The following is a 20,826-nucleotide window of genomic DNA, read 5'->3' on the forward strand; positions in this document are numbered from 1 at the left end:
GCCAGGCATCATAAATTATTTCTGTTTCCGCTCATCGAGGTATTCCTCGAGTAAACGCTGCTGTTCGTCGCTCAGCTCCAGACGCTGTAGCAAATCCAAACGCCGCTCATAGGTGCGGCCCAACGACTGTTTTAATCGCCATTGGCGAATTCGCTCATGATTTCCCGATAGTAAAACCTCGGGAACCGTTTCGCCTTCGTATACTTCTGGACGAGTATAATGAGGGCAATCGAGCAATCCATCCGAAAATGAATCTTGCTCGGCTGATTGGTTGTGTCCAAGAACTCCAGGTAACAATCGCACAATTGCGTCAATCATCACCATGGCGCCCAGTTCACCGCCGCTCAACACGTAATCACCGATAGACCATTCTTCGTCTATCTCGGCATTGATCAATCGTTCATCAACACCTTCGTAGCGCCCGGCCAGAAAAACCAAACCGGGTTCTGCCGCCAATCGCTGCGCTGCGCGCTGATTGAACGGCTGTCCCTGAGGGGACAAATAGATAACCTTAGAACCTTCGCCCGCCCATGCTTTAGCCGCATGAAGCGCTTGTTTTAGTGGCTCGACCTTCATCAACATACCAGGCCCGCCCCCGTAAGGACGGTCATCGACAGTATGATGTCGATCGTGCGTAAAACTACGCGGATTCCAAGCTTCCAGTGCAACCGACCCCTGATCTATTGCTCTGCTAGAAACGCCATATTGGCTAATAGCAGAGAGCATTTCAGGGAATATGCTCACAACCCCATATCGTTTTGCGCGACGACGATCGCTACTCAAAACTCAGGGTCCCAGTCGATCAGCATTTCACCGACTGCGATATCCACATTGAGGATGTACTGTTCGGGCACGAAGGGGATAAGGCGCTCGCGTTCATCGATGCTACCTTTACAGCCGCGTACTACAAGGACGTCGTTAGCACCCGTCTCAACTAGGCGCTGTACCTTTCCCAAGAGCTGACGTTCGCCGCTGTACTCACTGACAACATGCAAACCAATCAACTGACTCCAGTAGTACTCTCCTTCGTCTAATGGTGGTAACTGGCTATTAGCTACCACACAATCCGATTGACAGTAAGTTTGTGCAATATCGCGGTCATCGACACCTTTAAGGTGAGCAATTAAGCCCTTCCCGTGTCTCTGCCACTGATCAACCTCAACTGCTTTATCACCTTGCGGCGTTTTTACAGTCCAGGGCTGGTAATCAAATATATTTTCTATTGGTGAGGTATAAGAATAAATCTTAACCCAACCCTTCACTCCGAATACCGAAGTGATTTTCCCTACGGTTAACGATTTCGCGTTATTTTCCATAGGGGCAGCGAATTACTTCGCTTCTTTCAATAGCTTAGCAACGCGATCAGTTGGTTGTGCGCCTTTGCTCAACCAGTACTCTGCACGTTCGCTATCTACGCGTAAACGCTCTTCTTGACCACGGGCTACCGGGTTGAAGAAGCCAACACGCTCAATGAAACGGCCGTCACGCGAATTGCGTACGTCACTTACTGTGATGTGGTAGAACGGGCGCTTTTTTGAGCCACCACGTGCTAGTCGAATAGTAACCATACGTATACGTATCCTGTAGTTAAAAATTAGCACGAAAAGCGTGCAAACATCTTAGAGCCTCAATACCCATGCACAGGCATAGCTTTGAGGCGCGCTATAATACGGAAAAAAAGCCCTCGATGCAAAGCCTAGTTTCCCCTTATAGGAAAAGGCGATTACACCCAGATGAGACCTATTGCTAAAACTAGCTTATAAGCCAGGGAATCCGCCCCCGCCAGGGAACTTACCACCGGGTGGCATGCCGCCCTGTCCAGGCATCATTCCACCCATGCCGCGCATCATATTTGACATGCCGCCCTTTTTACCCATTTTCTTCATCATTTTAGCCATTTGCTTGTGTTGCTTGAGCAAACGATTCAAATCCTGAATTTGTGTTCCCGACCCAACAGTAATACGGCGCTTGCGCGACCCGTTAAGTAGGTCCGGATTGGCTCTTTCGGCCGGCGTCATCGAGTCAATAATGCACTCCATACGCTTGAAATTCTTAGTTACCTCTGGGTTCTGAGCCATCTGACTTACTTGACCCATGCCCGGCATCTTATCCAAAATACCGCCAATACCGCCGAGGTTTTGCATTTGCTGCAACTGATCGCGAAGGTCCTCGAGATCAAAGGCCTTACCCTTCTTAACCTTTTTGGCAAGCTTTTCGGCTTTCTTCTTATCCAGCTTTCGTTCAGCTTCTTCGATCATGGTGAGCATATCGCCCATACCCAAAATCCGCGAAGCGATACGATCGGGATGGAATGGCTCTAAGGCATCCACCTTTTCACCGGCACCAATAAACTTAATTGGCTTGCCAGTAATATGACGAACAGAAAGTGCTGCACCACCACGGGCGTCGCCATCGGTCTTCGTTAAGATAACACCGGTCAATGGCAATGCTTCGATGAAGGCCTGCGCCGTATTCACCGCATCCTGACCAATCATGGCATCGATAACAAATAAGGTCTCGACCGGATTTACTGCGGCATGGAGCGCTTGAATCTCGGCCATCATAGCTTCATCAACCGCTAGTCGACCCGCGGTATCCACAAGAAGCACATCGGCGTGCGTCTTGCGCGCTGCATCGATTGCACCGTTGACGATATCTACCGGCTTTTGATCAACCGTTGAAGGATGGAAGATGGCATCAACTTCACTGGCGAGTGTCTCAAGCTGTTTAATTGCTGCGGGACGATAAACGTCAGCCGAAACAACCATGACTTTCTTCTTTTCGCGCTCGATAAGGTATTTAGCAAGCTTAGCGGTAGAGGTGGTCTTACCCGCACCTTGTAAACCAGCCATTAAGACTACTGCTGGCGGCGCTACCTTAAGATCAAGGCTTTCATTCGCCTCACCCATCACCAGCGTCAATTCATCATTTACGATCTTGATAAACTGCTGACCTGGATTCAGGCTCTTGGCAACTTCAGTACCCACTGCACGCTGTTTAACCTGTTCGACAAAGCTTTTTACAACGGGCAGCGCCACGTCAGCATCAAGCAATGCGCGGCGAACTTCACGCAGGGTATCTTTAATATTGTCTTCGCTTAACTTCGCCTTGCCCTGAATGGAGCGAAGCGTTGACGATAAGCGATCGGATAGTGAATCGAACATAAAGCTTTCCACAAGATAAATTCTGTTAGCCGCGCATCATAGCACAGACCTGAGTGTAGTTTAATCACCTCGTAGCACTTATTCATCGCAAAAAAGGAGCATATAGCGGGTAAAAAAGTTGCCAACACACTAACGAATAAACGACAATCATTATTCGACGCGTACTTTATGCATCACCACCAAGGCAACTGCCATGTTTGATAGCTTAATTGTAATTTCCGCCGCCATCTTTATCAGCTTAGGCTGGAGCCAGTTACGTGCCCTAAAGCACGGTAAGCCACGTCATGCCAAGCTTGGCACCACCAGCCTGTTGATCGCTTGCCTGCTGGCTATGCCGCCGCTATTAGCAGCACTCTATGATGGTTATGCATTGCGGCTAGAACTACTCAATGTCCTGGCGCTAATTATGATTAGCTCACAGTGGGCACTCTTGATTGCCAGTGTCCGCCAACCAACGCAGGGACTCTCGTTTGCGCTGGGACCTATCACGGCACTCGCTCTATTCGGCCTATTGTTACCCGGACAGGACTTAGCAACGCCACTTAGCGACTTAACACCGGGGCTAATGGCGCATATCTTACTCTCGGTATTGGCTTACAGTTTCTTGACGAGCGCGGCCATTCAGGCCATGTTAACCGCCATTCAAAATCGTCAGCTTCGCCAACATAACGTGACCGGTTTTAGTTCAGTAATGCCGCCGCTGCAGACCATGGAAGCTATCCTATTTAGCTTCCTCTGGGCTGGATTTATTATTCTGAGTGCAGGAATAGCCACCGGCTTCGTCTATGTGGATGATCTGTTCGCCCAACACCTTGCCCACAAAACGGTGCTCAGTATTCTGGCATGGTGCTTCTATGCGGGTTTGTTGGTGGGACACTACGCCTTGGGCTGGCGCGGGCAGCGAGCAACTACCCTATCCTTCGTTGGTTATGGCTTACTGCTATTGGCCTACGTCGGCAGTCAGCTAGTGCTAGAGTACCTCGTTAGCTAACTTAGTGTTCACCTTGACTATTTTTCTGGTTAGTCCGCTTTTCGGCTTTCTTCTCGGCTCGTCGGCGTTTAAAAAATGCCTGCAGTAGGGCCTTGGAATCATCAGCGAGCAGCCCCCCTTCAACCTCGGGCCACGCGTTGAGCCAAGGCGATTCGAAGAACTTCGCTTGGCTCTTAGCAACTCCAGACTTCGGCTCATCTGCGCCAAAAACAACCCGCTTCACTCTGCTATGAACAATTGCGCCCGCACACATTGAGCACGGCTCCATGGTGATGTAGATTTGCGCCTCGGGAAGTCGGTAATTTTGTACTGACTTAGCAGCCTGTCTTAAGGCAACCATCTCTGCATGAGCCGTCGGGTCATTCGCGGTGATGGGCTGATTGAAACCCTCGCCAATGATCTCACCATCGAGTACCACCACCGCGCCAACAGGCACTTCATTTAGCTCACCACCCATTGCCGCCAACTCAAGTGCTCGACTCATGAAGTCCTTATCACTCACGGTGCTCACCCTTCGTTAACATATTGCTAAGATGTCGCTGCAGTGCTTTAGCTGTGGCGGCCTCCGGTGCTATAGCCGGGGCAAACTGAAGTTCAGTTCTGAAATCCTCTTTAGCAAACGGCTTACCTATCGCTCGCCACCATCGTTGAGAGAAAGAAGTTCCCGCAAAACCACGAAGTGCAGCCGGGATGACAGGCACCTGAACTTCGTCTAATACTTGCTCGAAGTCAGTGTGAAAAGCTTCTAACTCAGTAGCGTCACCTAACTTTCTTTCAGGGAAGACCAATACTAACTCACCATTTTGTAGCGCTTGAACCATTGCCGCCATCGCTTCGCGATAGCAACGTTCATCTTCGTCGCGTGATGTAATGGGGATAGCGCCTGCCCAACGCAATACAGGACGAAGTACACGAATATTATAAAAAGGCCGATATACCACAAAACGTAGAGGCCTAACGCAAGCTGCTCCTAGGAGCATCCAGTCAATCACACTCACATGATTAGCAACAATTAATGCAGGCCCCGACTCCGGTATATGACGCCTACCCGACACACGCAGGCGATAAGTTGTCTGAGCCGCCAACCACATAATCATGCGGATAAAGTAAGCAGGTGCCGCTTTTACGATGACTGCTAGCACCAACAAATTGCCCATCGCGCTGAGCAATAGTAGTGTTGATAATTGCCACTTAAGCAGGACTAAAACAATAATGCTAAAGAGCGCCGCAACCACCATAAATAGTGCGTTCATCACACTATTAATTGCCATCGTTCGGCCACGCATATCGCTTCTCGTCTTCGCTTGAATTAACGCCATTAGCGGAACAATATAGAGCCCTCCGAAGACTCCTATCATCACAACATGTAGCCCTATCCAAAAACCGTCCAGACGACCAAAGAACATGGCGGCATTGACTAGCTCAAGTCCTTCAGCAGTGGGCGCATAGGCAAATAGGCTTCCGAAGATCGCCATCCCTATAGCGCCCAAGGGAACGAGGCCGATCTCCAAGCGCCCAGCAGACAGACGTCCACATAGTAATGAACCAACGCCAATCCCCACCGAGAAAATAGCTAATAACACACTAACGACCGTGGCGTCACCGCCAAGCACGGATTTACTGAAACTCGGTAGCTGAGTAAGCACCACCGTTCCGAGAAACCAAAACCAAGATACTGCTATAATGGAGAGTAGTATTCCGGGCGTTTGGCTAATCTCCCCAAGCGCCAATCGCCCCATTCGCCAAATATTCCAGTCTACCTTGGCGGTAGTATCCTGACTGGGTGGTGCGGGGGGGACAAAGCAGGCAAAAACATAACCCAGTAATGCCACTCCCACAATCAGACCACACAGCCAGTAAAGTAGTATTTCACTACTCGCGAAGATTCCACCCACTAGGGTACCCACTAAGATCGCTACAAATGTTCCCATTTGAACTAGCGCATTACCGCCCACAAGTTCATGCACCGCCAAGTGTTGAGGAAGGAGGGAGTATTTAGCTGGGGCGAAGAAAGCGCTCTGCAAGCCAAAACCAAACAACACCGCCAACATTAGCTTTACATCGCCGCTCAATAAGGCCGGAACCGACGCAAGTGCCAGCAGACATTCCGTTAATTTAAGGCGCTTAATAATAAGCTGTTTGTCCACGGTATCAGCGATGTTTCCAGCTACCAGAGCAAAGAGGAAGAATGGGAGGATAAATAAACCCGCCGCAAGGTTATTAATAAGGCCAATTTCTTGCTCGGAACGCGCTGCACCAAAGGCGACGATAATCAGTAAGGCATTTTTGAACAAATTGTCATTAAAGGCGCCCAGAAATTGTGCCACGAAATAGGGCCCAAATCGTTTTTGGTGCAGTAACTGTCGGGATGATGAAGTCTTCACTTTCTATCCTCTTAACTCTGACGCGGTTGGTTAGTACTGGGAATCAAGCGCAACTTTCATTATTCTAGACCCATGATTACGCTTAAGAAATATCCCAATAGACGAATCTATGATACGTCAATAAGCTGTTACATCACACTCGATGATGTTCGCGATATGCTTTCCTCTGGAGAGGAATTCAACGTCGTGGACTCTAGAACTGGTGTGGATCTAACTCGCGCCACGCTCCTTCAAATCCTGTTCGACATCGAAAGCGAGAAACAGTTCGCGCTACTTTCTCAGCAAGCCCTGGCATCACTCATTCGTTTGCACAGCTCCCCAGATAAGGCAAAATTTGCGCCGGTTATTGAGCAACTACTCAATATGTCCGATGATTAGTCGCCTACGCAGAGCAAACCTCTTGCTGCGTGGTTGTGTAGCAACATTTTCACTTTACTTCATATGAAGATAGCCGAAAGCCGAGTAGATCGTATTTTCATCGACGAAACTTCGTCGTATAATTTTTAAAAACGTCGACACACCCAATTAGTTGAGTTCATTATGGCCACCTCTAAGCGCTATCAACCTTCGTTCTCGCAGCTACGCGGACTGATTGCTGTCATCATCATGATTGCCAACACACTTGTATGCTTTTTGCCGCTGATTCTCATCAGCGGACTCAGGGTCATCCCCATTCAACGCTGGCAAACCTCTTGCACCAAGTTTGCCTGCACCATAGCAACCTTTTGGATCAGTGTTAATAGTTGGACGCTGAGCGTTACCGAAGTTCAGTCATGGAAGGTTCAAGTCCCTGAAAACTTATCCACTAAAAAATGGTACTTCGTCACCGCCAATCATCAGAGTTGGGCGGACATCCTCATTGCCCAACGAATACTCAACCGCAAAGTGCCAATGCTAAAGTTCTTTCTGAAGCGTGAACTATTCTGGGTGCCTGTACTTGGCCTTTGCTGGTGGGCGCTCGACTTCCCATTTATGCGTCGCTATAGCCGAGAATATCTTGCTAAGAACCCTCACAAACACGGTAAGGATCTTGAAGAAACACGCAAGGCCTGTGAAAAATTTCAGTACACGCCGACCGCTGTTTTTAATTTCATGGAAGGTACCCGCTTTACCGAACAGAAATATCACGCAAAACAAAGCAGCTTCCAACATTTACTCCCTCCTAAGGCTGGAGGTACAGGGTTTGTGTTGGGAGCGATGGGTAACACCTTAGATACCTTACTCGATATTAGCATCCACTACCCGCACGGTAGACCGACATTCTGGGAGTTCCTTTGCGGAAAAGCTGGTGAGATTGAGGCCACAGTGCGGTGCGTCGATATTCCGGACCGTGTCCGCGGCGGAGATTATCAAAATGATCCAGAGTATAAAGCCGAAGTTCAGGAGTGGGTAAACAAGGTTTGGCAAGAAAAAGATGCCATTCTCGCCGCGTTAACTTCATCGTAATTTAAAATTGCCGCGTTTCCACGTGGGCAATGACTTATTGCTCGATCAGCTCTATTGACTGAATCATCCCAACTGCTTAAAAAATGCACAAAAAAGCCCAACTCACAACAGTGGTTGGGCTTGATCACTACCTGTTTATCTAGCTATCAGCTATTCCCACTCAATCGTCGCTGGTGGCTTACCCGAAACATCGTAAACAACGCGCGACACGCCACTAATTTCATTAATGATGCGATTCGACACATGTCCGAGCAATTCGTAGGGTAGGTGAGCCCAATGAGCTGTCATAAAGTCAACTGTTTGGACCGCACGAAGTGAAATGACCCACTCATAGCGACGGCCATCACCAACTACTCCCACCGATTTAACGGGTAGGAATACTGCAAAGGCCTGACTCGTCTCATGGTACCAACCAGCTTTGTGCAATTCTTCGATAAAAATAGCATCGGCTTCACGAAGGATATCCGCATACTCGCGCTTCACTTCGCCCAGAATACGGACGCCCAGGCCCGGGCCTGGGAACGGGTGACGGTATACCATGTCGTAGGGTAGCCCTAGCTCTAGGCCAATCTTACGAACTTCGTCCTTAAACAGCTCCCTTAGAGGCTCTACCAACTCAAAGGCCATGTCGTCAGGTAGTCCACCCACATTGTGGTGCGACTTAATTACGTGGGCTTTGCCGTGCTTGGAGGCGGCTGACTCAATAACATCCGGGTAGATTGTGCCCTGCGCTAGGAAGTCGATACCCTGTAATGCCGTCGCTTCTTCATCAAAGACATCAATAAAGGTATTACCAATGATCTTACGTTTCGCTTCCGGATCGCTCACGCCAGCAAGACGATCGAGGAATAAGTCTTCACGGTCTGAACGAATCACACGGATGCCCATGTTCTGGGCGAACATATGCATAACCTGGTCGCCTTCGTTCTTGCGCAGCAAGCCGTTGTCTACGAAGACACAGACCAACTTATCGCCAATAGCCTTGTGCAGTAACGCCGCAACCACCGAAGAATCAACACCACCGGATAGCCCCAACAGAACCTGCTTGTCGCCAACTTGCTCGCGCACCGTTGCCACCAAATCATTAACGATATTACCTGGAGTCCAAAGTGTGTCGCAGCCGCAGATATCAACCACGAAGCGACGCAGAATACGCTCGCCCTGAAGGGTGTGAGTAACTTCTGGGTGGAACTGAACGCCATAGAGTTTCTTAGCTTCGTTTGCCATCCCCGCAATGGGGCATGAAGGAGTAGAAGCCGTCACCACAAAGCCCTCAGGGAGCGTGGTGACCTTATCGCCGTGACTCATCCAGACATCAATCTGCTGACCTACTTCGTCGTCATGATCTACGATGCCATTTAATAGCGAGCCTGCCGCTTCCAGTTTGACGCGAGCAAAACCGAATTCACTTTCGTCCGAACCGGTAACTTTACCGCCCCACTGCTCGGCCATGGTCTGCATGCCGTAGCAAATCCCCAGTACTGGCAATTCTGAATTGAAGACGTAGTCCGAGGCGCGAGGAGAATCCTCCTCCGTCACACTTTCAGGTCCACCTGATAGGATGATCCCCGTTGGGTTAAATTCGCGAATATGTTCTTCCGCGAGATCCCACGGAAGGATTTCGCAGTAAACCCCAATTTCACGAACACGACGGGCGATGAGCTGGGTGTACTGTGAACCGAAATCCAGAATAAGAATACGATGTTGATGAATATCTTGCGTCATAGCTATTTCACTTTGTTGGCCGAATCAACGAGTCGGCGAAAATGGTTCTGCAAAATGCAAAGAACCGAGTAACTAGCCTAGGCCTATTTACTCGGTTCCGCATGGCCATTACTACCCTAGACTTACTTCATTGGGTAGTTAGGGGCCTCTTTGGTAATCTGTACGTCATGGACGTGTGATTCACTCATACCAGCGGCCGTAACTTTTACGAATTCCGGTACACTGCGGAAGGTTTCCATATCCGCCGAACCGGTGTAACCCATTGAAGACTTTACGCCACCTAACAGCTGGTGAATCACATTCTTCAGTGCGCCTTTGTAGGGAACGCGACCTTCAATACCCTCGGGAACCAGTTTCTCAGTTCCCTTCGAGGTATCCTGGAAGTAGCGATCGGCAGAACCCTTCGTGCGGCTCATAGCACCCAGTGAACCCATGCCGCGATACGCTTTATAGGTTCTACCCTGGAATAATTCTGTCTCGCCCGGTGATTCTTCCGTACCCGCGAACATAGAACCCATCATCACAGCGCTTGCGCCAGCGACTAATGCCTTCGCAATGTCACCAGAGAAACGAATACCGCCGTCAGCGATAACCGGAATGCCTTCGCCGCCCACTTCAGCAACCGCATTGGCGATGGCTGAAATCTGTGGGACTCCAATACCAGTCACAATACGGGTAGTGCAAATTGAACCCGGGCCGATACCCACTTTCACGCCATCAGCGCCAGCTTCAACCAGTGCACGAGCGGCGGCTGCCGTAGCAATGTTGCCACCAATCACATCAACCTGAGGGAAGTCAGTTTTGATCTTGCGAACGCGCTCAAGGACGTTCTTAGAGTGGCCGTGCGCAGTATCAACCACTAGGACATCAACGCCCGCAGCAACCAACGCAGCAACGCGATCGTCGGTATCAGGACTAGTTCCCACTGAAGCGCCAACACGAAGCTGCCCTTCGGCATCTTTATTGGCATTGGGGTACTGCTCGGTTAGGTCAATATCCTTTACGGTGACTAGACCGGTTAAACGGAAATCTGCATCCACAACAAGCAACTTCTCGATGCGGTTTGCTTGCAGTAATTGCTCAACACGTGCTGGCTCAATCTCGCCATCCAGCAGTGTGACAAGGTCTGCCTTAGGGGTCATGACCTTGGCAATCTGAGTAGACATGTCTTCAATGAAGCGAACATCACGGGACGTTACGATACCTACTAAGTCATCACCATCGACTACTGGCACACCCGAGATATTATTCTCGCGGCGGATAGCCATCAGCTCGCCAACCGTAGCAGTTGGAGCAATAGTAATGGGGGAGCGAACTACGCCACTTTCGTATTTCTTAACGCGACGGACTTCTTGCGCTTGCTCTTCAATCGTCATGCTCTTATGGATTATGCCAATACCACCCTCTTGGGCGATGGCAATCGCAAGGCGACTTTCGGTGACAGTGTCCATGGCGGCGGACACGATAGGAATATTGAGCGATATATTACGTGTTAGTTGGGTTTTCACGCAGACGTCCTGCGCGGTTACTTCCGAGTAACCTGGTAACAGCAATACATCATCAAAGGTTAGAGCCTCTTGGGCGATTCGCAGCATGGGGCATACCTCTATAGATGTTAAAAAAGGCAACTAGTGTTAAAGTATCTGTAGATGACTTTAGCTAGCTGCCCGAGAATTTATAAGCCTTAAATTATGCACAATTCACCCCCCTCAGAGCAAAGGCAAATATTCACGGTTGCCCAGCTTAATAACTTCGCCAAACAGGTGCTAGAAGCCAACCTACCTATGATTTGGGTGGAAGGTGAACTCTCGAATGTAACTATTGCCGCTTCCGGGCACTGGTACTTCACCCTTAAGGATAGTCGAGCTCAGGTTCGTTGCGCGATGTTTAAAGGGCGAAATATGCGTTCTCGGGTGCGGCCACAGAATGGCCAAAAGGTATTAGTTTGTGGTCGAGTCAGTCTCTACGAAGGCAGAGGTGATTACCAATTATTGGCTGATCACATGGAAGACGCCGGGCTTGGTGCACTTCAAAGACAGCTCGACGAACTAAAACAAAAGCTACAGAACGAGGGGCTATTTAACCCCGAATTTAAGCAGCCTCTACCAGAACAACCGCAACACATTGGCGTGATCACCTCCGCCAAGGGCGCTGCCATTCATGATATCCTAAAAGTCCTCCATGCCCGTTGCCCGAGTATTCCCGTAACAATTATCCCCACAGCTGTTCAGGGCGCTGACGCCCCAGCAGCGATCGTCAAGGCCATCCAGCTAGCGGAGGCCAGTGAGTTATTTGATGTACTCATTGTTGGTCGAGGTGGCGGGTCTCTTGAGGATCTGTGGGCCTTCAATGACGAACAGGTGGCGAGAGCCATTTTCTCAGCTGAAGTGCCTATTATATCGGCCGTTGGGCATGAATCCGATGTGTCGATTGCCGATTTAGTCGCCGACGTCCGTGCCGCGACGCCTTCGCAGGCCGCTGAACTTGCGAGCCCTGACCAAAGCGTCTGGCTCACTCAGGTGCAACAGCTTCGCGCTCGTCTGCAGCGGGCTTTGATTCGCATCGGCCAACTGAATAAGCGCCAGTTCACTACTCTGTCACAGCGGCTTCGTTCGCCCTCCCGCCAGCTCCAGCAGCACGCACAAACCGTTGATCGCAATCAAATTTCCCTCCAACAGGTGATGGGCAGGCAGCTTAGCGCCCGTAAACAGCACCTAGCGAGCTTGGCACAACGACTGCGTCACCCCGGTGAGCGCCTGACTCAACAGCAGCAGCTTGTGGGCCAGCTCAGCAACCGTCTAATTCGCGCCCAGGAGGCAAATTTAGCCCACCAGCGCAACGCACTGGATCGTAATAGTCTTAGTAACACGTTTTTACAGACACCGCTTTCGGCTCAGCAATCTCGACTGCACGAGAGTGTTAAGCAAATTGGCTTTATCCAGCAGCGACTCCTCACGCCTAAGCAGGAGCAATTTAAGCTTCTAGTATCAAAGCTCAATACCGTTTCGCCATTAGCGACGCTTGAGCGCGGTTATGCGGTGGTTAAGGATGACTCCGGTAAAGTTGCACCAAGCAAAAGTGCACTTAAGACGGATGACCGAATAGAGATTCTATTCCGTGATGGCAGTCTTTCGGCCCAGATTTTGGATAAGTAGCTAACCATCTCGATTTTACTTACACTATTCATGCTTAAAAAACTCCCACAAGGAATATAATATGAAGCGAATTTCGCCTTGGCTTGCCACTAGCGCGCTAAGCCTAACGCTGGTTGCCTGCTCATCACCCGATAGCACACCTCAGCAAGAAACCACCATTGATGTAACGAGCGATAGTTTTAACACCGAAGGTATGTGGATGCCTGAACAGCTTCCTCAGCTAGGTGATACACTACAAACTCTTGGCCTTGAGTTACCGGTTGAATCCCTCACCAAGCTCACCGAATTCCCAATGAATGCGGTCATCAGCCTAGGCGGTTGTACTGCGTCTTTCGTTTCTCCGCAGGGCTTGGTTGCCACCAACCACCATTGCGCCTACGGCTCTATCCAGTACAACTCAACTGAAGACAACGATCTGTTGGCCAACGGTTTTTATGCCGAACAGTTGACTGACGAACTACCCGCAGCACCCGGTTCGCGTATCTATGTGACCGAAGACGTTGTGGACGTCACTAGTGACATTAACGCTGCACTCAACGATGAAATGAGTGGTCTAGAGCGCAACCAAGCGATCGAGAATGCCGAGAAGTCCATTGTGGCGGCCTGTGAAGAAACCGATGGCTATCGCTGTAATGTCTATTCCTACTACGGCGGTTTGCAATACTATTTGCTCAAGCAGATGGAAATCCGTGACGTCCGCTTGGTCTATGCCCCTGCTAGCTCCATTGGTAAGTTCGGTGGCGATATCGACAATTGGATGTGGCCGCGCCACACGGGCGACTTCAGTTTCTACCGCGCCTACGTAAGCCCAACCGGTCAACCCGCTGATTTCGCTGAAGAGAATGTGCCATTTACCCCTAAGAATCACTTAAAGGTGGCTACACAAGGTCCAGCCGAACACGACTTCGTAATGGTCGCTGGCTATCCAGGCAGCACCAATCGTTACCGTACTGCGCTTGAAGTGGAAAACCAGTTCAACTGGTACTACCCAACCATGCAAAAGGTTTTAGCTAACTGGTCTGCCACCATTGGTGAAGCAGCGGGTGAAGGCACTGATGCTGAGCTCAAGTATGCTAGCCAGATTGCTGGTCTTAACAACTATGCCAAGAATTTCATGGGCATGATGGAAGGTTACGCGCGTTCGGATTTACTTCAGCGTAAAGTCCAACTCGAAGCCGACTTACAGGCTTGGATTGATAGTGATGCAGAGCGTACCGAGCAGTACGCCAACAGCCTTAACGACTTGAGTGAGCTCATCGCCGAAGACAGCCAAAACCAGGAACGCGACTTCGCCATTAACTACATGGCGCGAAGCAGCCTCCTAGGAGCCGCTAACACACTTGTTCGTCTAGCCCACGAAAATCAAAAGGCTAACGACGAGCGTACGCTGGGTTACCAAGAGCGTGATTTACCGCGTATCGAAGCGGGCCTGCAACGCATCAACCGTCGCTACGACCAGAACGTTGATAAGGCCGTTTGGATGTTCTTCGTTGAGAACTACTTAGCGCTTCCTGCTGACCAGCGTGTTGCAGAATTTGACGCCTTCTTCGGACTCAATGGTTCGGCTGAAGACGCACAGCTTCTCTCTGCGAAACTGGACGAAATGTATGCCCAGTCCAGCATGGAAGATGCCGAGAATCGCGTTACTCTAATGACAGCAACGCCGGCGCAACTTGCTGAGTCTGAAGATCCGTTCATTCAGCTAGCCGTAACGATGTTCGACTTTAGAATGCAGCGCGAGGAGGAGGCTCGAGATCGTTCTGGCCTATACTCACAGCTGCGCCCACGCTATATGCAAATGCTGATCGACTTCTACGGTGAGCAGGGCCTTCCTGTTTACCCGGACGCTAATAGCACCTTGCGCGTGACCTACGGTGTCGTGAAAGGCTACACCCCACCAGCAGGAAGCTTCACAGAGGCAGCTGACGGTAACGACGGTGTTGACTCTTACGTGCCCTTCACCACCCTAAACGGCATCACCGCGAAGTACACGGGCGAAGACCCATTCGATTCTCCGGCGGTTCAGCTTGAGCAAATTGAAGCGGAAAACTATGGTCGTTACTATGATGAGACTCTTGATTCGGTATCCGTGAATTACCTCACTACGGTTGATACGACCGGTGGTAACTCAGGCTCACCGACTATGAACGGTAAAGGTGAATTCATTGGTCTGCTATTCGATGGCACCTATGACAGCATCAATGCTGACTGGGACTTCACCTCATCAACGCGTTCTATTCACGTAGATGTTAGCTACATGCTTTGGGTCATGGAGAATGTGGATAACACCGAGCGTTTGCTTGAGGAAATGGGTATTGAACACTAATTCCTAGTAGCTAGTGAGCGCTCATCGCGAGCGTCAAATGTAATTGGGGGCGTCTAAGTACTAGACGCCCTTTTTTGTAACCTCTTTTATTGCTTAACCATCCCATCAAGGCAAGCGAGCACTCTAATTCACAGCGCAAGTCAGACACACTAGTCGAACACAGTATTCACGCATACTCCCGACAATAGCACTTACAAATTGAGATCTACGTTCGCCATAACAGGGAAGTATTCAATTGCATCGAGCTGTACAAAATGCAACCATCTAGATACTTATAATTTGGATAGGATCAAGGATATGAGTATCAAGCGCAAAATCATGGCACTTTCGGTGTCAGCTCTACTAACTGTTTTCTCAACAACCGCATCAGCCGCCGTTGATATGTTCATCAAGATCGGCGACATTGAAGGCGAGTCTCAGCACGCCGACCACCGAGGCGCAATCGACGTTTTAGCATGGAGTTGGGGAGTCAGTAGTGAAGGCCAGAGGAATAACCGCGGTGGCGCCTGCGTAGAAGGCTTATCGCTTACCAAGTGGATTGATAAGGCAAGTGGCGAGTTAATGATGAGCGTCGTCGCCAATCAATCATTTCCTGAAGCGACTTTGACAATTACTCGTCAAGGGGAAAGGCCAATGGATTACCTGACCATCACCCTAAGAAACGTTTCCGTTTCGTCGGTGTCTACGGGTGGTTCGAATGAACAGGATAGACTAGCTGAATCCGTAACTCTGAATTTCGAGGTAGCCGAGTGGGTCTATACTGAGCAAACTCCCGACGGTCGACCTGGTTCATCCTCAACCTCTACGATTTATGGAAGCTGTCGTTAGTGGTTCAACCTCTCGCTGAAAGGTGAGATTGAGTTGCGGATTTAGCTTTATCGCTTTATGTAGCAAAAGCTGCTAACGCATCAAAAAAGCCCCAACAGAGACTCTGCTGGGGCTTTTTATCGACTACCTCTTACTTCCTAGCTATTAGAACAGTGCGGCTAAACATCTCAGTACCCAGCAACATACTGACTATTGGTAGCCCTTCCCTAGTTAAATTCAAGAAACTCTCGATAGATAAAATCTAATGGTCTAAGGCTAGGGGGTATCAACGGCGGTCACAGCACGAGAATTTAAGGTTAAGGCACTTTGGTAGAAAGGACTATTTGTTGTTAACCGCAAACATTGATCTGATCAACAACTACTTCATATTGAGGATACCGAACCTGCGCCGGAGCAAGATTAAGCTCCACTAATAGGTCAAAGTCATCCCACCGATGGCTCAGAGAAATTACTCGTGTTAAGAAATGCTGCCGCTCCCTGCTCGACTACGGCGGGGTGCGCTGTTGCCGAAACAGGAAAAACCGCCACCAGTAAAATAGGAGGCCCCACTTGCACAGAAGTAGAATTATCATTACTCCATACGGTTAGTAATATTGCGAAGCGAAAACTAAGAGTAAAGCGCATTACAGAGCCCATAAAGAATAAGAGTATTGTGCTTCGTTATACTTTTGATCGAGACGACTTTCTAGCGAACAAATCTCTCACTTATGGTCGAACTCACCCCTAGGTCAGAAATAGAAAACAGAACATCGCAACAACAAAGCCCGCGATCAGATTCAAGCGCATGCCGGCCTTGGCCATATCAGCCACCGCAAAGAGTCCTGATGAATACACAATGGCATTCGGAGCTGTGGCTACGGGTAGCATGAACGCACAGCTTGCTGCTAACGCGACCGGTATGCAGAGAATTAACGGACTAATATCCAACTGCAGCGCAAGCGCCGCTACAATAGGAAGAAAGGTTGCCGTGGTTGCTAAATTGGAGGTCAATTCAGTGAGATACACCACCGTAAAGGTCACCGCTAGGATAAGCACCAGCAGACCATATTGGCTGAACGGCAATAGTGATTCACCCAGCCACAGCGCCAAGCCCGACGAGTTCACCGCTCCAGCTAAACTCAAACCGCCTCCAAATAGGAGTAAAACAGCCCAAGGCAAGGTCTTGGCAGTATCCCAGTCCATAAGACGCTCCTCACTGTTAGATGAAGCGGGGATCACAAACAGTAATGCCGCTGCAGCAAGTGCGATTACCGCATCACTTAAAAACGGTAGGTCGAGGGACGACGCCAACCAGGGTCTGAGCGCCCAGCAAAAAATTACCAACGAGAACACTAGCCCTACTCGTTTCTCCGCTGAGGACATTTCGCCGAGGGCTTGTTTCAGCTCAAAGATATGTGACTGAACCGTATCACTCGACGAGACCTGAAAGCGAAACACCAAGCGAGTTAGCACCCACCAGGCACAGGGCAGCAACATACAGGTTAACGGCAATCCGATAGCGAGCCACTCAGTGAAACCAATATCGATACCATATTCTTCGCTCACGAACGCCGCAACCAGGGCATTGGGAGGAGTGCCGATAATCGTTGCCATACCGCCAATGGTGGCACCGAAAGCTACGCCGATAACTAATGCGATAGCGAAATTCTTTTTCGAGGTAGGCTGAAGGTCATCCCGTTCGCTAATCAATGCGGCAACAGACAACGCAATGGGCAACAACATCATGGTTGTTGAGGTGTTCGTCATTCCCATGGATAGCAGCGCTGCGATGAGCATGAAGCCCCCGATAATCGCTCGCCCTTCCGTCCCCACTCGACTGAGGATTGCTAACGCTATGCGACGATGTAGATGCCACTTCTCAAGTGCTAGGGCAAGGATAAAAGCGCCAAGAAAAAGGAAAATTAGCGGATGCGCATAGCCGGCTGAAAAGTCTCGCAGACCTCCTACGCCTAGTAACGGCAGGACGATTAATGGCAAGAGAGCGGTTACGGCCACTGGAATCGCTTCGAATCCCCAAAGAATTGCCATTAAGACTACCAAGCTCGCCACATCCCAGGCTTGATCACTCATAGTGGTTTGATAGCCACTAGTTAGCTGCATCAGGAAGAAAAGTCCCAGTGCCGCAACGATGGCAATGCTGCTGCGTTGGCGAGGAAGATAAAACGATAGAGGCATAGCAAGTCCGAGTGATTTTTGTTATTTGCCGCCTAGCTTAACAAATTTTGGGCAAAAAAAACCGCGCTAAGCAGCGCGGTTTTTTCGAGTAACAAAGAGGGATGATTACATCATGCCGCCCATGCCACCCATTCCACCCATGCCGCCCATGTCAGGCGCGCCTGCATCAGCAGATGGCTTATCAGCAACCATGGCTTCAGTGGTAATCATCAAACCGGCAATTGACCCGGCAGCCTGAAGTGCCGAACGAGTCACCTTAGCTGGATCTAGAATACCCATTGCCATCATATCGCCGTACTCTCCCGTACCAGCGTTATAGCCGTAAGTGTTCTCACCTTGCTTCACCTTATCAACCACCACAGAAGCTTCATCACCGGCGTTATCAACGATTTGGCGAAGTGGCGCTTCCATAGCACGACGGGCTAGGTTAATACCTGCTGTCTGATCTAGGTTATCACCAGTAAGACCTTCCAATGCTTTAACGCAACGGATTAGCGCAACACCACCACCGGCAACAACACCTTCTTCCACGGCTGCGCGGGTAGCGTGAAGTGCATCTTCAACGCGATCTTTCTTCTCTTTCATTTCTACTTCGGTGGCTGCACCCACTTTAATGACAGCAACACCGCCAGCTAGCTTAGCAACACGCTCCTGAAGCTTCTCGCGGTCGTAGTCTGAAGAGGTCTCTTCAATCTGCGCACGAATCGCGACAACACGAGCTTGGATCGCATCAGCGTTACCAGCGCCGTCAACAATAACGGTAGTATCTTTGCTCAGTGTAATACGCTTAGCTTGGCCAAGGTGCTCCAGCGTAGCGCTTTCAATTTCCATGCCCACTTCTTCAGAGATCACAGCACCACCTGAAAGGATTGCGATGTCCTCAAGCATTGCTTTACGACGATCACCAAAGCCAGGCGCCTTACATGCGGCAACTTTCATAATGCCGCGCATGTTGTTAACGACTAAGGTAGCCAGTGCTTCGCCTTCAAGGTCTTCAGCAACAATCAGTAGCGGACGTGAAGATTTAGCTACCTGTTCTAGGACTGGCAGCAATTCACGAATATTAGAAATCTTCTTATCTACCAATAGGATGAATGGGTTATCCAATTCAACCTGCATGCTTTCTTGGTTGGTGACAAAGTAAGGAGATAGGTAACCGCGGTCAAACTGCATACCCTCAACGACGTCTAGTTCGTTTTGCAGGCCAGAACCTTCTTCAACAGTAATAACGCCCTCTTTGCCTACTTTTTCCATAGCTTCAGCGATGATGTCACCAATGCTCGAATCAGAGTTAGCCGAAATGTTACCAACCTGTGCAATGGCCTTTGTGTCGGCACACGGGATTGCCAAGGAGTGTAGGTGCTCAACGGCAGCAATAACCGCTTTGTCGATGCCGCGCTTAAGGTCCATCGGGTTCATGCCCGCTGCCACCGCTTTAAGGCCTTCGTTAACAATAGACTGAGCCAATACGGTAGCCGTAGTCGTGCCGTCTCCCGCCACGTCGTTTGCCTTTGACGCAACTTCTTTAACCATTTGTGCGCCCATGTTCTCGAACTTGTCTTCTAGTTCGATTTCTTTCGCAACCGATACGCCATCTTTAGTGATCGTCGGTGCGCCGAAAGACTTATCTAGTACTACGTTACGACCTTTAGGTCCAAGTGTTGCACGGACGGCGTCAGCCAGAACATTCACGCCTACTAACATCTTCGCGCGAGCCTGGTCGCCAAATAAAACTTCTTTAGCCATTTTCCAATTACCTCAATTCGTTTAAACCGGTGATATTAAGCTTCAACAATGCCGTAGATTTCAGATTCGCTCATGATAATAAGCTCCTCGTCGCCATCTTTGATGGTGTTGCTATCTGCGTAACGACCAAAGACAACCTGATCGCCTACTTGCACACTCATCGTGCGAACTTCGCCATTATCCAAAGCAGCCCCTGGGCCTACCGCTACAACTTCACCCTGATTCGGCTTCTCTTTTGCTGCTGCGGTTAGAATAATACCGCCTGCTGTTGTCTCTTCTTGTTCGTTGCGACGAACAACAACACGGTCATGTAGAGGACGAATTTTCATCGTGGTATATCTCCAATAGATTATTATTGCGGTTTACAACGTGCATTAAACTAGCACTCTTGCATAGATGGGCTCGAATTCTCTAAATTCAAGCCCTACTAAAAAATTATTTTAGATTTTTGTCGGAATGGCGCTCGAACTCACCATCAATGATCACTCCGCTCTGGCTGGCCGCATAAAATTTTGCTCTCGACTGATAGTACTTCGCTACTCGCGTGATAAAGAGATAGCGTGTTGCCGGTAGAATCAACAAAAAGCCGACGACATCAGAGACAAACCCAGGGAATAGCAACATACCTCCCCCTACTGCCATCACGACTCCTTCAACCAATTCTCCAGTAGGAGCTTCGCCACGAGCGACCTTTTCGTCAACTTGCCTAAGCAGAGCAAAGCCTTGGTGGCGCAATAGCTGAACACCAATAAACGCGGTAACAAAACATAATGCGATGGTTGCTAGCGCGCCAATTTCAGCACCGATAGTGATTAGCACCCATAGTTCTATAACTGGAATGGCAATTAAGCCGAAGAGTACTTTGTGCATAGTGAATCCTCTTTAT

At 49.6% G+C, this 20,826-nt stretch carries 19 protein-coding genes; 6 read left to right on the plus strand and 13 right to left on the minus strand.

Annotated elements, in window-relative coordinates:
- Positions 1 to 15: 15 nt before the first annotated feature.
- From trmD to ffh, 4 genes are all read right to left on the minus strand, one after another.
- Positions 16 to 783: a tRNA (guanosine(37)-N1)-methyltransferase TrmD gene (gene trmD / locus Q0698_RS05440; RefSeq protein ID WP_298634495.1), complete on the minus strand. Its 768-nt coding sequence runs from the start codon at positions 781 to 783 to the stop codon at positions 16 to 18.
- Positions 780 to 1,316, minus strand: coding sequence for a ribosome maturation factor RimM (gene rimM / locus Q0698_RS05445; RefSeq protein ID WP_298634497.1), 537 nt, complete (start codon positions 1,314 to 1,316; stop codon positions 780 to 782). The genes trmD and rimM overlap by 4 nt, the downstream gene beginning before the upstream one ends.
- Positions 1,317 to 1,328: 12 nt before the next feature.
- Positions 1,329 to 1,568, minus strand: coding sequence for a 30S ribosomal protein S16 (rpsP, locus tag Q0698_RS05450; protein ID WP_121877127.1), 240 nt, complete (start codon positions 1,566 to 1,568; stop codon positions 1,329 to 1,331).
- Between the two features lie 189 nt (positions 1,569 to 1,757).
- The gene (gene ffh, locus Q0698_RS05455) at positions 1,758 to 3,164 is read right to left on the minus strand and encodes a signal recognition particle protein (protein ID WP_298634499.1); all 1,407 of its coding nucleotides are present in this window, start codon (positions 3,162 to 3,164) and stop codon (positions 1,758 to 1,760) included.
- A 193-nt stretch (positions 3,165 to 3,357) separates the two neighbouring features.
- On the opposite strand from ffh, the gene ccsA reads away from it, so the two are divergent.
- Positions 3,358 to 4,155: a cytochrome c biogenesis protein CcsA gene (gene ccsA / locus Q0698_RS05460; protein WP_298634501.1), complete on the plus strand. Its 798-nt coding sequence runs from the start codon at positions 3,358 to 3,360 to the stop codon at positions 4,153 to 4,155.
- 1 nt (position 4,156) lies between these two features.
- Here ccsA and tadA read toward each other — a convergent pair whose 3' ends face one another.
- Together tadA and Q0698_RS05470 are read right to left on the minus strand one after the other, a co-directional pair.
- Positions 4,157 to 4,639, minus strand: coding sequence for a tRNA adenosine(34) deaminase TadA (gene tadA, locus Q0698_RS05465; protein WP_366140284.1), 483 nt, complete (start codon positions 4,637 to 4,639; stop codon positions 4,157 to 4,159).
- 10 nt (positions 4,640 to 4,649) lie between these two features.
- Entirely contained in the window at positions 4,650 to 6,539 is a 1,890-nt protein-coding gene (locus Q0698_RS05470) for an MFS transporter (protein WP_298634503.1), read from the minus strand.
- Positions 6,540 to 6,611: 72 nt separating this feature from the next.
- Here Q0698_RS05470 and Q0698_RS05475 point away from each other — a divergent pair, with 72 nt between their 5' ends.
- On the plus strand, positions 6,612 to 6,917 hold the full coding sequence (locus Q0698_RS05475) for a polyhydroxyalkanoate synthesis regulator DNA-binding domain-containing protein (RefSeq protein ID WP_298634505.1): 306 nt from the start codon (positions 6,612 to 6,614) through the stop codon (positions 6,915 to 6,917).
- A 162-nt stretch (positions 6,918 to 7,079) separates the two neighbouring features.
- Positions 7,080 to 7,985, plus strand: a complete 906-nt coding sequence (locus Q0698_RS05480) for an acyltransferase (protein ID WP_298634507.1) — start codon at positions 7,080 to 7,082, stop codon at positions 7,983 to 7,985.
- Between the two features lie 150 nt (positions 7,986 to 8,135).
- On the opposite strand, the gene guaA is transcribed toward Q0698_RS05480, so the two are convergent.
- Together guaA and guaB are read right to left on the minus strand one after the other, a co-directional pair.
- Entirely contained in the window at positions 8,136 to 9,710 is a 1,575-nt protein-coding gene (gene guaA, locus Q0698_RS05485; protein WP_298634509.1) for a glutamine-hydrolyzing GMP synthase, read from the minus strand.
- Positions 9,711 to 9,832: 122 nt separating this feature from the next.
- Positions 9,833 to 11,305: an IMP dehydrogenase gene (gene guaB, locus Q0698_RS05490; RefSeq protein ID WP_298634511.1), complete on the minus strand. Its 1,473-nt coding sequence runs from the start codon at positions 11,303 to 11,305 to the stop codon at positions 9,833 to 9,835.
- Positions 11,306 to 11,401: 96 nt separating this feature from the next.
- On the opposite strand from guaB, the gene xseA reads away from it, so the two are divergent.
- From xseA to Q0698_RS05505, 3 genes are all read left to right on the plus strand, one after another.
- On the plus strand, positions 11,402 to 12,865 hold the full coding sequence (gene xseA / locus Q0698_RS05495; RefSeq protein WP_298634513.1) for an exodeoxyribonuclease VII large subunit: 1,464 nt from the start codon (positions 11,402 to 11,404) through the stop codon (positions 12,863 to 12,865).
- Positions 12,866 to 12,926: 61 nt separating this feature from the next.
- On the plus strand, positions 12,927 to 15,191 hold the full coding sequence (locus Q0698_RS05500; RefSeq protein WP_298634515.1) for a S46 family peptidase: 2,265 nt from the start codon (positions 12,927 to 12,929) through the stop codon (positions 15,189 to 15,191).
- Positions 15,192 to 15,488: 297 nt separating this feature from the next.
- Positions 15,489 to 16,019, plus strand: coding sequence for a type VI secretion system tube protein Hcp (locus tag Q0698_RS05505; protein ID WP_298634517.1), 531 nt, complete (start codon positions 15,489 to 15,491; stop codon positions 16,017 to 16,019).
- A gap of 423 nt (positions 16,020 to 16,442) precedes the next feature.
- Here the strand turns inward: Q0698_RS05505 and Q0698_RS05510 are convergent, their stop codons facing one another.
- The 5 genes from Q0698_RS05510 to Q0698_RS05530 all read right to left on the minus strand — a co-directional run bounded on the left by Q0698_RS05510 (position 16,443) and on the right by Q0698_RS05530 (position 20,810).
- Complete coding sequence (locus Q0698_RS05510; RefSeq protein WP_298634519.1) at positions 16,443 to 16,643, minus strand: hypothetical protein; 201 nt, start codon at positions 16,641 to 16,643, stop codon at positions 16,443 to 16,445.
- A gap of 99 nt (positions 16,644 to 16,742) precedes the next feature.
- Complete coding sequence (locus Q0698_RS05515) at positions 16,743 to 18,194, minus strand: DASS family sodium-coupled anion symporter (protein ID WP_298634521.1); 1,452 nt, start codon at positions 18,192 to 18,194, stop codon at positions 16,743 to 16,745.
- Between the two features lie 105 nt (positions 18,195 to 18,299).
- On the minus strand, positions 18,300 to 19,940 hold the full coding sequence (groL, locus tag Q0698_RS05520; RefSeq protein WP_298634523.1) for a chaperonin GroEL: 1,641 nt from the start codon (positions 19,938 to 19,940) through the stop codon (positions 18,300 to 18,302).
- A gap of 35 nt (positions 19,941 to 19,975) precedes the next feature.
- Positions 19,976 to 20,269 (minus strand): co-chaperone GroES, encoded by a 294-nt coding sequence (locus Q0698_RS05525; RefSeq protein WP_298634525.1) that lies wholly within the window; start codon positions 20,267 to 20,269, stop codon positions 19,976 to 19,978.
- Positions 20,270 to 20,375: 106 nt separating this feature from the next.
- Positions 20,376 to 20,810: an FxsA family protein gene (locus Q0698_RS05530; RefSeq protein ID WP_298634527.1), complete on the minus strand. Its 435-nt coding sequence runs from the start codon at positions 20,808 to 20,810 to the stop codon at positions 20,376 to 20,378.
- Positions 20,811 to 20,826 lie beyond the last annotated feature (16 nt).

Origin of the sequence: uncultured Umboniibacter sp. (genome assembly GCF_947497555.1) — a bacterium.
In the GTDB taxonomy this organism is placed as follows: domain Bacteria; phylum Pseudomonadota; class Gammaproteobacteria; order Pseudomonadales; family DSM-25080; genus Umboniibacter.

Excerpts from the sequence above, each read along its gene's own strand:
- rimM (WP_298634497.1), bottom strand. The coding sequence starts at position 1,316 with ATGGAAAATAACGCGAAATCGTTAACCGTAGGGAAAATCACTTCGGTA.
- rpsP (WP_121877127.1), bottom strand. The coding sequence starts at position 1,568 with ATGGTTACTATTCGACTAGCACGTGGTGGCTCAAAAAAGCGCCCGTTC.
- ffh (WP_298634499.1), bottom strand. The coding sequence starts at position 3,164 with ATGTTCGATTCACTATCCGATCGCTTATCGTCAACGCTTCGCTCCATT.
- ccsA (WP_298634501.1), top strand. The coding sequence starts at position 3,358 with ATGTTTGATAGCTTAATTGTAATTTCCGCCGCCATCTTTATCAGCTTA.
- tadA (WP_366140284.1), bottom strand. The coding sequence starts at position 4,639 with ATGAGTCGAGCACTTGAGTTGGCGGCAATGGGTGGTGAGCTAAATGAA.
- Q0698_RS05475 (WP_298634505.1), top strand. The coding sequence starts at position 6,612 with ATGATTACGCTTAAGAAATATCCCAATAGACGAATCTATGATACGTCA.
- Q0698_RS05480 (WP_298634507.1), top strand. The coding sequence starts at position 7,080 with ATGGCCACCTCTAAGCGCTATCAACCTTCGTTCTCGCAGCTACGCGGA.
- guaA (WP_298634509.1), bottom strand. The coding sequence starts at position 9,710 with ATGACGCAAGATATTCATCAACATCGTATTCTTATTCTGGATTTCGGT.
- guaB (WP_298634511.1), bottom strand. The coding sequence starts at position 11,305 with ATGCTGCGAATCGCCCAAGAGGCTCTAACCTTTGATGATGTATTGCTG.
- xseA (WP_298634513.1), top strand. The coding sequence starts at position 11,402 with ATGCACAATTCACCCCCCTCAGAGCAAAGGCAAATATTCACGGTTGCC.
- Q0698_RS05500 (WP_298634515.1), top strand. The coding sequence starts at position 12,927 with ATGAAGCGAATTTCGCCTTGGCTTGCCACTAGCGCGCTAAGCCTAACG.
- Q0698_RS05505 (WP_298634517.1), top strand. The coding sequence starts at position 15,489 with ATGAGTATCAAGCGCAAAATCATGGCACTTTCGGTGTCAGCTCTACTA.
- Q0698_RS05510 (WP_298634519.1), bottom strand. The coding sequence starts at position 16,643 with ATGCGCTTTACTCTTAGTTTTCGCTTCGCAATATTACTAACCGTATGG.
- Q0698_RS05515 (WP_298634521.1), bottom strand. The coding sequence starts at position 18,194 with ATGCCTCTATCGTTTTATCTTCCTCGCCAACGCAGCAGCATTGCCATC.
- groL (WP_298634523.1), bottom strand. The coding sequence starts at position 19,940 with ATGGCTAAAGAAGTTTTATTTGGCGACCAGGCTCGCGCGAAGATGTTA.
- Q0698_RS05525 (WP_298634525.1), bottom strand. The coding sequence starts at position 20,269 with ATGAAAATTCGTCCTCTACATGACCGTGTTGTTGTTCGTCGCAACGAA.
- Q0698_RS05530 (WP_298634527.1), bottom strand. The coding sequence starts at position 20,810 with ATGCACAAAGTACTCTTCGGCTTAATTGCCATTCCAGTTATAGAACTA.